Annotated in this window: 7 protein-coding genes; 4 read left to right on the top strand and 3 right to left on the bottom strand. The window is 59.1% G+C overall.

Translation table 11 applies throughout. From position 1 onward, the window contains the following. Positions 1-117: 117 nt before the first annotated feature. The 3 genes from LAT62_RS07765 to LAT62_RS07755 are packed head-to-tail and all read right to left on the bottom strand — an operon-like array spanning position 118 to position 4110. A complete protein-coding gene (locus tag LAT62_RS07765; protein WP_293381519.1) occupies positions 118-1488 on the bottom strand; it encodes an NAD-dependent succinate-semialdehyde dehydrogenase in 1371 nt (456 codons plus the stop codon). 13 nt (positions 1489-1501) lie between these two features. Then, positions 1502-2827 carry an ectoine hydrolase gene (gene doeA, locus LAT62_RS07760; RefSeq protein ID WP_293381516.1) on the bottom strand — a complete coding sequence of 442 codons (1326 nt, stop codon included), beginning with the start codon at positions 2825-2827 and terminating at the stop codon, positions 1502-1504. Next, positions 2827-4110 (bottom strand): aspartate aminotransferase family protein, encoded by a 1284-nt coding sequence (locus LAT62_RS07755; protein WP_293381513.1) that lies wholly within the window; start codon positions 4108-4110, stop codon positions 2827-2829. Before LAT62_RS07755 ends, doeA begins: the two co-directional genes overlap by 1 nt. A 768-nt stretch (positions 4111-4878) precedes the next feature. On the opposite strand from LAT62_RS07755, the gene LAT62_RS07750 reads away from it, so the two are divergent. The 4 genes from LAT62_RS07750 (at position 4879) to LAT62_RS07735 (ending at position 9670) form a co-directional block, all read left to right on the top strand. After that, entirely contained in the window at positions 4879-6555 is a 1677-nt protein-coding gene (locus LAT62_RS07750; RefSeq protein WP_293381510.1) for a carbon starvation protein A, read from the top strand. Between the two features lie 3 nt (positions 6556-6558). Next, complete coding sequence (locus tag LAT62_RS07745; protein WP_293381507.1) at positions 6559-6837, top strand: cory-CC-star protein; 279 nt, start codon at positions 6559-6561, stop codon at positions 6835-6837. Between the two features lie 21 nt (positions 6838-6858). Beyond that, positions 6859-7866, top strand: coding sequence for an ArsA family ATPase (locus LAT62_RS07740; protein WP_293381504.1), 1008 nt, complete (start codon positions 6859-6861; stop codon positions 7864-7866). A 127-nt stretch (positions 7867-7993) separates the two neighbouring features. Then, positions 7994-9670: a carbon starvation protein A gene (locus tag LAT62_RS07735; RefSeq protein WP_293381500.1), complete on the top strand. Its 1677-nt coding sequence runs from the start codon at positions 7994-7996 to the stop codon at positions 9668-9670. Positions 9671-9828 lie beyond the last annotated feature (158 nt).

Raw genomic sequence — 9828 nt, 5'->3', positions numbered from 1 at the left:
GGTCGAGCTGTCAGGGATGACGTTTTTTGCGTGTCTCACAGGTATGTACCCGAGCGTGGCGACGGTCCGTAAGGCACCATCGCCGGTTGCTAACCGGTCGGGCCATGGGCACAAGGCTCAGCCCTGCTTGGGCCCGACCCAGACCTGCTGGGCGTTGGCGAACTCGCGAATGCCGTGCGGGCCGAGCTCGCGGCCGATGCCGGAACGCTTGACGCCGCCGCTGGGCAGTCTCGGGTCGGTCTTGACGATGCCGTTGATGGCCACCTGCCCGGTTTCCAGCTTGGGTGCCATGGCCACGCCACGCTCCGCTGCAGTCCAGACAGCAGCGGCCAGGCCGTAGGGCGTATCGTTGGCCATGGCAATGGCCTCCGCCTCGTCCTTCGCCTTCATCACCACCATCACCGGCCCGAAGGTTTCCTCGCAGGCTGCCGTCATGTCCTGCGTCACATCCGCCAGCAGGGTGGCCGGATAATAGAAACCCGGCCGATCCGGCACCTCGCCGCCCAGCAGGCAGCGCGCTCCGGCGTCCTTGGTGGCCTGCACCTGCCGATGCAGGTTGTCACGCAGATCTTCCCGCGCAATGGGGCCGATATCCGTGCTCTCTTCACGCGGATCACCCATCTGCAAACGACTCAGGTGCTCTTGCAGCAGCTCTATCATTTGGTCGTAAACCGGCGCTTCCACAATGATGCGCTTGGCCGCGATACAGGACTGACCGGCATTGATCATGCGCGACAGCGAAATCACCGGTGCCGCCGCGGCCAGATCGGCGTCCGCCAGCACGATGCATGGATCGGAGCCACCCAGCTCCAGCACCACCGGCTTGATCTCGCTGGTCGCAGTGGACGCCACAATGCTGCCCGCTTTCTCGGAACCGGTGAAGGAAACGCCCTGTACCCGCCGATCGCGAATCGCCTTTTCAACCTGCGGTGTTTCCAGCGGCAGGTTCTGGAAGATATCCTTCGGGGCCCCGACGCGCTCGAACAGCTTGCCGATGGCTTCGGCACAGGCCGGCACATGCGGGTCATGCTTCATCAGGCAGGTGTTGCCCGCCATCAGCGCCGGCGCACAGAAACGGAACGCCAGCCAGAAGGGTGCATTCCACGGCAGGATACCCAGGATGGGGCCCAGCGGCAGGTACTGTACAAAGCTGCGCGTGGCATCCGAACCCAGTTCTTCCGTGTTCAGATAGGCCTCGGCGTGTTGCGCATAGTGCTCTGCACACCAGGCCGCCTTCTCGACCTCACCCCGGGCTTCCTTGATCGGTTTGCCCATCTCTTCCGTCATCAACGGGGCCAGGTGCTCGATATCTTCACGCAGCAGCGCAGCGACCTTGCGCAGCACATCGGCGCGCTGGGCAAAGGTAGTCTGGCGCCAGCTTCGGTAAGCGGTTTCAGATCTTTCGATTGCAGCATCAAGAGCCTGCTCGTCCATCGGGGCATACTCATGCAGCACCTTCCCGGTGCTCGGATCAATCGCTGTCAACATAACTGACTCCTTATCAATTGGCTGCTTTCTGCTTTGCGGCCTTCTTGTCGCTCTTGTTGTCTTTGGCTGCCTTGGGCTGGCTCGACTCGGGAAGATCCGGCCGAGCGTCACTGTCAGCCATTACCTTGATTTCTGCCGGCACTGTCGCCTCGCCATTGGTTGTCTTCCTGCCCTCTTCCGACTTGACCACAAAATCTTCATCGAGCGTAAAGAAGGATTTGCAGCCCCGGTCCGTGACATACAGCGAATCGGAAATACCGACCGTTTTGTCACCATCCACGCCCCACATCCAGGGAATGATATGGAAGGTCATGCCTTCCTCCAGCACGGTGGAATCACCCTGCTTCAGGCTGACGATATAACCCTCGTCCCAACTCGGCGGGAATGCGATGCCAATGGAATACCCGGAGCGGGTAATCAGATGGGCGCCCACATCATTCTCGGTAATGATGTTGCGCACCAGATTGTCCGCATCGGACACCGTCATACCCGGTCGAATGGCTTCTTTCAAGTGTTTGAGGGCCAGCTTCATGCGCTCCTGCGCTTCATACATCGAGTCGGTCAGCTCCCCGAGCACCACGGTACGCATCATGGCGGTATGGTAGCGTCGATAGCAGCCCCCAACCTCGAGAAAGACATGCTCACCCGGCTGCACAACCCGGCCTTCCCAGGTCGCATGGCCAATCATGGTTCGAGGCCCGGAGGTGACATAGGGCATAACGGCAGGAAATTCACCGCCTGCGCGAAACATGGCCGCACTGATTTCAGCCGCTATCTCGTTTTCGGTGACCCCGGCCCGACACGCCTCGAAGCCGGCCTTCATGCCCGCCTCGGTCGCCCGTGCCGCCTTTTTCATCACTTCGATTTCAAATTTGGATTTGCAGATGCGACCCTGCTCCACGATGCCAAAGCAGTCCAGCAGGCGGCCATCGGTAAAGGTGGTATGGATCGAGTCCTGATGATAGGCGGGAAAGTAATAGCTGTTGCGCTCATAGCCGATGTCCTTGCGGCTGAGACCGAACTCGCGCAGGGCCTCCACCAGCGCCTGGATGGCATCACCGGTATCCGGATAGGGTCGGGTCAGTTCCACCCAGGTGCGGGCATGCACATTCGACTCTTCCAGCTTGCGTGTAATCATGAAGGGTTCCCCTTCGAGGGGAACCACCAGGCACTGGAAGAAGGAATAACCCGTCGTCTGATAGTCCGTCAGGTACATGATGTTTTCAGGGTCCACGATAACGACCGCATCCAGCAGCCGTTTCGCCATACGCTCACGCAGACCCTGCAGACGCCGCTCATATTCCTCGAACGGAAACGTCATGTCATCGCGTTGTCTCATCACGAGCCCCCAACTGCTGCCTGCACGGCCTCCGCAAAAATATCCAGACCGGCTTTCAGGTCTTCATCGGGAATGGTCAGCGGCGGAATCAGCTTGATGGCGCGCCCGCCGGTGCCGACAGCACCGCACAGCATGCCGCGCTCAAAACAACCGGCAACCACCTTCTTGGCGATCTCGCCATCGCCGACATCGAGGGCCTGCATCATGCCCTTGCCGCGCACCTGGAAGGCACGATCGGTAAAGTCCCCGGCGATCTTCTCCAGCGCAGTCTGCATGACCTTGCCCTTGCGCTGCGTGTCCTGATTGAACTCGTCATCGTCGAAGTAGCCCAGGCCGATCTTGCCGGCCACAAAGGACAGGTTCTGACCGCGGAAGGTGCCGGTATGCTCACCCGGCTTCCACAGCTTGTCATACTCCGGCTTGACCAGGTTCATGGCGATGGGTGTGCCGAAGCCACCCAGGCCTTTGGCCAGCGTGATCACGTCCGGATCCAGGCCCATACCATCGAAGCTGAAATAGCTGCCGGTGCGTCCGCAGCCTGCCTGAATATCGTCCAGAATGAACAGCGCACCCAGGTCATGAGCCAGCTTCTGCACGGCAAGCAGCCATTCCTTGCTGGCCACATTGACGCCGCCTTCGGCCTGAATCGGCTCCACCAGGAATGCAGCGGGCAGTTCCAGACCACTGGAGCTGTCTTCATACATGGCCCGCAGACGGTCCACTGACGCCACACCGCAGCCCAGTTGACAGCCGGCACAGGTTTTTTCGCAGCCGAACGGCTGATGCAGCACGTTTTCCAGCGGCACACCTGCCGCGTTGCGGAAGTGATTGTTGGTGGTGCAGGCCAGAGCACCCAGCGTCATGCCATGGAAGGCATGTGAATAGGCGACCACGGTGCGCCGACCGGTGACCCGGCGCGCCATCTTGAGGGCCAGCTCCACCGAGTTGGTGCCGGTCGGGCCCATGAACTGAAGCTTGTGATTCATGCCACGCGGTTTGAGAATCGTATTGACGAATTTCTCGACAAATTCGCGCTTGGCGACGGTATAGGTATCCAGACTGTGGGTAATCCCGTCCGACTCGATGTATTCGACCAGAGCCTTCTTCATCATGGGGTTGTTGTGACCGAAGTTCAGCACCCCGGCACCGGCAAAGAAATCGATATAGGATTTGCCGTCTTCATCCCACTGGCGAGCATTGGAGGCCTTGGTGAATACCGTCGGGTAAACCCGACAATAACCCCGGATATCCGATTCCCACTGCTCAAAAATATCTGCGTTCACTGTAGCCCCTCCGTTGTTTCGAGACAGACGACATCATTCATGCCGTCCCGTTAACCGTGTTCTGCCTGGCCGTGGTCCTGTCGTGATGACCCGTTGAATTGACCGGCTCTCTCGCAACTTAGGCAAACAACAAGCCTGTTGCAATAGATGACTGATGATATTTCCCTGCTCCAGACGCCTGACTTAAATATTTCTTATGAGTTTGAAAGCCAGCGTTAAGCGCCAGCTTCCTTGTGGGGCTGAAAGACTCTGCTGGTGTTCAGTTCCGAATCGCCGAAAGGTGCGTCAATACTCAATCATTCCTTATGTGGCAGCCTTACCTGAGGCAAGCAGAAGAAAGAGGGAAGGCCGAATTGGCAGAGGGCGCAAAAACGTAAATTTTTAGTAAACGATAGCGCATACGGGAGGCCGCTGCTGAGTTTGGCCTAAGTAGAATCCCTTAGTCTTGCTCAAATGCTGATCAGTGCCTGTGCCCGGCACCGAAATAAACCCGTCGTGCACCACAAGAAGGCACTGATAGTGTGGGTCCGGCCAAGGCGGAGAGTTTGTACAACAGTGTGTCAGAAATCTGCTTGACGCCATCCGTCACTGACCGGCGTTCCCGTATGTGAGGGCCGGCAGCGTCGCCACCCCGTGAAAACCCTGAATGCCGACTGTTATAGTATAACAGCGACAAGTTTTGCTGTTTTTTTTAGTCTCTTGTCTGAGCGCCAATACACCAAATTGACATTTGGTGAATAACAATCAACAAGACTAGGAGGGTGTTGCATGAGTGCGATAGTCCTGATGCTTGTCGGCCTTGGGGGTCTGGCCCTGGGCTTTATCTTCTACTCGAAGTTCATTGCCGAGAAAATCTACCAACTCGACCCTGACTTCAGAACGCCAGCCCACGAATTTGAAGACGGTGTGGACTATGTTCCCACCAACAAATTCGTTCTCTGGGGCCACCATTTCACCTCAGTCGCCGGTGCGGCGCCAATCGTAGGCCCCGCCGTCGCGGTGATCTGGGGCTGGGGCCCGGCTTTCGTTTGGGTCATCCTGGGCACCATCTTCTTTGCTGGTGTGCACGATTTCGGTGCCATCTGGGCCAGTGCCCGCAACAAGGCAAAGTCCATGGGTTCCCTGACCGGAGATGTGGTCAGTGCCCGTGCCCGCTCGATCTTCATGATCGTTATTTTCCTGGTGCTGCTGATGGTGAACGCGGTGTTTGCCGTGGTCATCGCCGGCCTGCTCACCACCTACCCCAGTGCCGTACTGCCGGTATGGGGCATTATCCTGGTCGCCCTGCTGATCGGCCAGTTGATCTACCGCCAGAAGATGAACCTGGTGGCCGTGTCCATCTTCGGTGTGGTCGCGTTGTATGCGCTGATCTTCATCGGGCCCTCCGTGCCTCTGGAGATGCCAGCCGAAGTCGGCTTCCTGTCCGGCACAGCCACCTGGATCATCATCCTGTTTGCCTATGCCTTCATCGCGTCCATGCTGCCAGTGTGGGTACTGCTGCAGCCGCGTGACTATATCAACGGCATTCAACTGTTCATCGGCCTGGGTGTCATGTACCTGGCCGTTCTGTTGCTGAATCCGAGCATGGTGGCACCCATGGTCAACGAGTCGGTTCCAGAGGGCACACCCTCAATGATACCGCTGTTGTTTGTGACCATCGCCTGTGGCGCCATTTCCGGTTTCCACGGCCTGGTGTCGTCCGGCACTACCTCCAAGCAGCTCAACAAGGAAACCGATGCCCGTTTCGTCGGCTATTTCGGTGCCGTGGGTGAAGGCACTCTGGCCCTCGCAGCCATCATTGCCGCCACCGCCGGCTTTGCCACCCTGGCCGAGTGGGAGTCTCTGTACGCGTCATTCGGCGCGGGCGGCGTAGGGGCCTTCGTTGAGGGCGGCGCCTACATCATCAGCGGCGGTCTGGGTCTGTCGCAGGAAGTATCGGCCACGTTGCTGGCCGTCATGGCCTGCCTGTTTGCCGGCACCACCATGGACACGGGGGTTCGTCTGCAGCGCTATATCTTCCAGGAGTGGGGTCAGATCTACGGCATTGACTGGATGAAGAAAAACATTCCAGCCACGGTGTTGGCGGTTGCTGCCTGCATGTTGCTGGCCTTTGGCGCCGGCGGTCCTGATGGCGACGGCGGCATGCTGATCTGGCCGCTGTTCGGCACGACAAACCAGTTGCTGGCCGGCCTGACCCTGCTGGTGATCACGGTCATGCTGGTGCGCCTCGGTCGTCCGATGCTCTTCACCCTGGTACCGCTGGTCTTCCTGCTGGTCATGACGATTTCGGCCCTGCTGGTGCAGTTGGTCGATTTCTACAACGATGGCGCCTGGTTCCTGCTGTTCCTTGATGTGGTGGTTCTGGTCGCTGCTATACTGGTAGCACTGGAATGTACTTCCACCCTGATGCGCTTGCGGCGCGAGTCGAAGACACAGGAGTCCTGAGCCATGCCGCTGGATAGACAGACGATTGCCGAGTGGTTGCGCAAGGCCACCTATGTCGCTGAGGAAGTCTATTCAGCGCCTTATCGGAGCGCCATCGCCCGCGCCAAGCGGGATGAAGAAGACCTCTTCATGCTGATGGTGTTCTCCGAAATGATGGGAGTGCCCAACCCGGCGTCCTACTATACGCTTGAGCTGCAACCGCTCCTGCTGGAGCGGTTTCACGACTGGCACAGGCGCATGGGCATGGAGCACTCCCCGCTCGACCACTTCAAATGCTGCTGACAACTTTCAGGACCTGATCACATGCAGGATGTATTGAATGCCCGTATCGTCTGGGTCGGTGGCAAAGGGGGCGTTGGCAAGACAACCGTTTCTTCGGCGTTGTCCGTGCTGGCCGCCCGACGAGACAAGCGCACCCTGATCGTTTCCACTGACCCGGCGCACAGCCTGGGCGACGTGTTCGATCGCAAACTGGGCGATCACCCTCAGCGCATCATGCCCAACCTGGATGCCATGGAGATCGATCCGGACGCCGAAGTCGACCGGCATCTGGACGGCGTACTGAGCCAGATGCGCCGCTATGCCCATGCGGACATGATGCCGGAACTGGAGCGTCAGATGCGCATGAGCCGGCAATCGCCCGGCACTCAGGAGGCCGCGCTGCTGGAGCGTATCGCCCGTCTGATCACCACCGAAGACGAACGCTATGATCTGATCATTTTCGACACGGCACCGACCGGCCACACGCTGCGTTTGCTGACGCTGCCCGAGGCCATGGCGGCCTGGACCGACGGTCTGCTGCAAAGCAACAAGAAGTCGGCACAACTTGGTGATGTGTTGAAGCACCTGACCCCCAAGTCGGGACGCGACGTACCCACCCCATTTGATGATCCGCAGGAGGACCCATTTGCTGACCTGGATGACCGCAGTCAGCAGATCGCACGCACCCTGACCGATCGCAAACGGCTGTTTCATCAGGCCCGCCATCGCCTGGAAGACGAAGGTAAAAGTGCTTTCGTGTTTGTGCTGACCCCGGAACGCCTGCCCATACTGGAAACCGGACGCGCTGTCGCTGCGCTGACCGAGGCCGGGCTGAAGGTCAGTGTTGCCGTGGTCAATCGGGTTATACCGCAGGAGGCGGACGGTCAGTTTCTGGCCCAGCGGCGGGAGCAGGAGACAGCCTATCTGGCCCGCATCGACAAGGAGCTGAGCGGGCTCTATACACCGCGCCTGCCGCTGCTGCCGACGGATGTTCAGGGTCTGGAGATTCTGGAGCAGATTGCCGATCGACTGGAAAAGGCCGGATTTTAAACCCACAAAACAGGCAGAATCATTGTTTATGTAATAATCTGCAACAAGTGCAGTACAACAGGGAGGTGATAAAGAGGGGCACAATGCCCCGATAACAAAAGATCAGAGTTAAGAGGAGTAACCCTTCATGAGCGCCATTATTCTGATGCTGTTGGGGCTGGGCGGACTTGCGCTCGGTTTCGTTTTCTACTCTCGTTTTATCGCCGAAAAAATCTACCAACTGGACCCCGACTTCCGTACGCCTGCACACGAGTTCGAGGATGGCGTGGACTATGTGCCGACCAACAAGGTGGTTTTATGGGGCCATCATTTCACCTCGGTCGCCGGTGCAGCGCCCATCGTCGGGCCTGCTGTTGCCGTGATCTGGGGCTGGGGGCCGGCTTTCCTCTGGGTTGTTATCGGTACCATCTTCTTTGCCGGCGTACACGATTTCGGCGCCATCTGGGCCAGTACCCGCAACAAGGCCAAATCCATGGGCGCCCTGACGGGCGACGTGGTCAGCGCCAGAGCCAGGTCCATATTCATGATCGTCATTTTCCTGGTGCTGCTGATGGTCAACGCCGTATTTGCCGTGGTGATCTCCAATTTGCTGATCGCCTACCCCAGTGCCGTGTTGGCGGTCTGGGGCACCATTGTCGTGGCCTCGATCATCGGGGTGGTCATCTACCAGCAATACACGAGCCTGCCGCTGGTCACGGTGGTGGGTGTCCTTTCTCTCTATCTGATGGTAGGCATGGGACCGGTGGTACCCATCGAGCTGCCTGAAATGGTGGGCCCGCTGTCCAACTCGGCCACCTGGATACTGATTCTGTTTGCCTATGCGTTCATCGCCTCCATGCTGCCGGTCTGGGTTTTGCTGCAGCCACGGGACTACATCAACGGCATTCAGTTGTTCGTCGGCCTGGGCGTCATGTACAGCGCAGTGCTGATTGCCAGCCCGACCATTGTCGCGCCCATGGTCAATCCCGATGTGCCGTCCGGCACCCCGTCGCTTATTCCTCTGTTATTCGTCACCATCGCGTGCGGGGCCATTTCCGGTTTCCACGGTCTGGTGGCCTCCGGCACCACGTCCAAGCAACTGGATCGAGAAACGGACGCTCGCTTTGTTGGCTATTTCGGCTCGGTCGGTGAAGGCACACTGGCGCTGGCGGCCATCATCGCTGCCACAGCCGGCTTTGCCACCCTGGGTGAATGGGAAGCAGTCTATGCCTCGTTTGGAGCTGGCGGGGTGGAGGCCTTCGTGGCCGGCGGCGCCAGCATCATTTCCCAGGGCTGGGGCATGTCCGAGGAGGTCGCTGCAACACTGCTGGCCGTCATGGCCTGTCTGTTCGCCGGCACCACCATGGATACCGGCATTCGCCTGCAGCGGTACATCTTTCAGGAATGGGGCGAAATCTATAACCAGGCTTGGATGAAGCGCTCCTTGCCGGCCACCAGCCTGGCGGTTGGTGCCTGTCTGCTGCTGGCGTTTGGCGCTGGCGGTGCCGAGGGTGCCGGCGGCATGCTGATCTGGCCGCTCTTCGGTACCACCAATCAGTTGCTGGCAGGGCTGACGCTGCTGGTGATCACGGTCATTCTGATTCAGAAGCGCCGCCCGATTGTATATACCCTCGTGCCGCTGATATTTCTGCTAGTGATGACCATCTTTGCCCTGCTGGTGCAGTTACGGACCTTCTTCGAAGCGGGCGACTGGTTCCTGTTCTTCGTTGACATACTGGTGCTGATCGCCGCCATTCTGGTGGCTCTGGAGTGCTCTTCCACTCTGCGCCATCATTATCAGGCCATGCGCAGCCAATCGCGCTGAACCCATAACCCGGCCGGCGCAGCGGGCGCTCCAGCACCGCTGCCGACCGGGTTATCTTGCACGGGGTGCCGGGCTTCGCTATCCTGCGCTTCTGGAAAAGGCATCCTGAAATTTGGAGCCGTTCGCCGCACGTGAACTCGGCGAACCGCCCGCTCAGG

Origin of the sequence: Natronospirillum sp. (assembly GCF_022565775.1) — a bacterium.
Classification (GTDB): domain Bacteria; phylum Pseudomonadota; class Gammaproteobacteria; order Pseudomonadales; family Natronospirillaceae; genus Natronospirillum.
Note: the sequence above shows the minus strand (reverse complement) of the source record. Positions and strands in the feature narration are given on the sequence as shown.

Bases quoted from the DNA above. Each gene is read 5' to 3' on its own strand.
- doeA (WP_293381516.1), bottom strand. From the start codon at position 2,827: ATGAGACAACGCGATGACATGACGTTTCCGTTCGAGGAATATGAGCGG.
- LAT62_RS07740 (WP_293381504.1), top strand. From the start codon at position 6,859: ATGCAGGATGTATTGAATGCCCGTATCGTCTGGGTCGGTGGCAAAGGG.
- LAT62_RS07735 (WP_293381500.1), top strand. From the start codon at position 7,994: ATGAGCGCCATTATTCTGATGCTGTTGGGGCTGGGCGGACTTGCGCTC.
- LAT62_RS07765 (WP_293381519.1), bottom strand. From the start codon at position 1,488: ATGTTGACAGCGATTGATCCGAGCACCGGGAAGGTGCTGCATGAGTAT.
- LAT62_RS07750 (WP_293381510.1), top strand. From the start codon at position 4,879: ATGAGTGCGATAGTCCTGATGCTTGTCGGCCTTGGGGGTCTGGCCCTG.
- LAT62_RS07745 (WP_293381507.1), top strand. From the start codon at position 6,559: ATGCCGCTGGATAGACAGACGATTGCCGAGTGGTTGCGCAAGGCCACC.